This window comes from Plantibacter sp. Leaf1, from assembly GCF_001421315.1.
Lineage (GTDB): Bacteria > Actinomycetota > Actinomycetes > Actinomycetales > Microbacteriaceae > Plantibacter.
Map to the genome: position 1 here is coordinate 1 of NZ_LMJX01000002.1, position 1706 is coordinate 1706.

At 68.4% G+C, this 1706-nt stretch carries 1 protein-coding gene and 1 pseudogene; both read left to right on the top strand.

The features are described 5' to 3' along the window. Positions 1-195: 195 nt before the first annotated feature. Positions 196-852 carry a hypothetical protein gene (locus ASE44_RS18670; RefSeq protein WP_162235725.1) on the top strand — a complete coding sequence of 219 codons (657 nt, stop codon included), beginning with the start codon at positions 196-198 and terminating at the stop codon, positions 850-852. A 215-nt stretch (positions 853-1067) separates the two neighbouring features. Beyond that, positions 1068-1706, top strand: a pseudogene (locus ASE44_RS18160) (hypothetical protein); the annotation flags it as partial.

Sequence of the window (1706 nt, forward strand, 5' to 3'; positions counted from 1 at the left end):
ACCGCCGGACTTCTTCGTTGAAATGGCCACCCAAGGTTCTTGGGTGGCCATTTTGCGTTAACGCGCAGTGTGCTCAGGCGGTATGCCTGAGCAGACGAACCGCGTGAAGTCGACGTCTCACGAGTAGCGTGGGACACAGGATTCAGCAGGCAGACGCCGGGTGGCGGCGTTCGAACACCGTGGAGATCATCGTGAGTGACCAGTCAGCAGACCAGCCCGACACGGGCGAGCGACGAGCACCTCGATCGTCCGGTGATGGACGCCCGAACACGAACCCCGGTCGACGAAACGACAACCCGCGCGGTGACAGGCCGCAGCGTGGTGACGGTCCTCGAGGCGATCGGCCACAGGGCTCTGATCGCCCCGCTTGGCAGCGGGATCGCCCGGCTTCCGGCGATCGCCCGCAGCGGTCGGACCGGCCGGCGCGGAGTGGCGACCGTCCTTCGTCAGGCGACCGCCCGCAGCGTTCGGACCGCCCCGCTTGGCAACAGGATCGCCCTGCCTCGGGCGATCGACCGCAGCGCTCAGACCGTCCCGCCCGGAGCGGGGACCGTCCGTCATCCGGCGATCGACCGCAGCGTTCCGATCGGCCTGCGTGGCAGCGTGATCGTCCGGCTTCGGGTGACCGCCCACAGCGGTCCGACCGTCCCGCGCGAAGCGGCGATCGTCCTGCATCGGGCGACCGACCGGATCGCGGGAACCGCACGGATCGCGGGCACTCGTCCGATCGTGGTGGCCGTCCCGACCGCGGCCGCGACAGTGGCGCACGGAGCGGCGGCCGCGAACTGTGGACGCGCGACGGTGCGCCGGCTCGGGGTGACCGCGACGCCTTCCGGAAGGAACGTGAGCTGACGGAGGAGGAGCGCATCGCGTTCGAGCTCAAGTCGATCCGTCCTCGCCACGACGACCCGGAGATTCCCGCGGACGTCACCCCCCAGGATCTCGACAAGGGAGCTCGCAACGAGCTCAAGACCCTCAGCAAGGAGAACGCCGACGGCGTCGCGCAGCACCTGGCCATGGCGGCCCGGCTGATCGACACCGACCCCGCGCTCGCTCATCTGCATGCCATGTCCGCTGCACGTCGTGCCGGTCGGATCGCGATGGTCCGAGAGACCCTCGCGATCACCGCCTACGAGACCGGTGACTACGCCCTCGCACTCCGCGAACTCCGGACCTACCGACGGATCTCCGGCAAGGACGATCAGTTGCCGCTCATGGTGGACAGTGAGCGCGGTGTCGGCCGTCCGGAGCGCGCCCTGGAACTCGGCCGATCCGTCGACCGCGCCACGCTCGACGTCCCGGTGCGTGTCGCGTTGGCGATCGCCATGTCCGGGGCCCGCCTCGATCTCGGCCAGACCGAAGACGCCCTGACCGAGCTGCAGATCCCGCAGCTCGATCCGAAGCGGGCCTTCTCCTACAGCCCGGCCCTGTTCAACGCCTACGCCGAGACGCTCGACGTCCTCGGCCGTTCCGATGAGGCATCCGTCTGGCACGACCGCGCGACGATCGCCGCTGAGGCGCTCGAGCAGTCGGCCGCCGACGACGAGGGGGAGACCATGGTCGTCGTCGAGGAGTTCTTCGACATCGACGATGCTCCTGACGCTGACGCTGACGCTGACGCTGACGCTGACGCTGACGCTGACGCTGATGCTGATGCTGATGCTGATGCTGATGCTGATGCTGATGCTGATGCTGATGCTGATGCT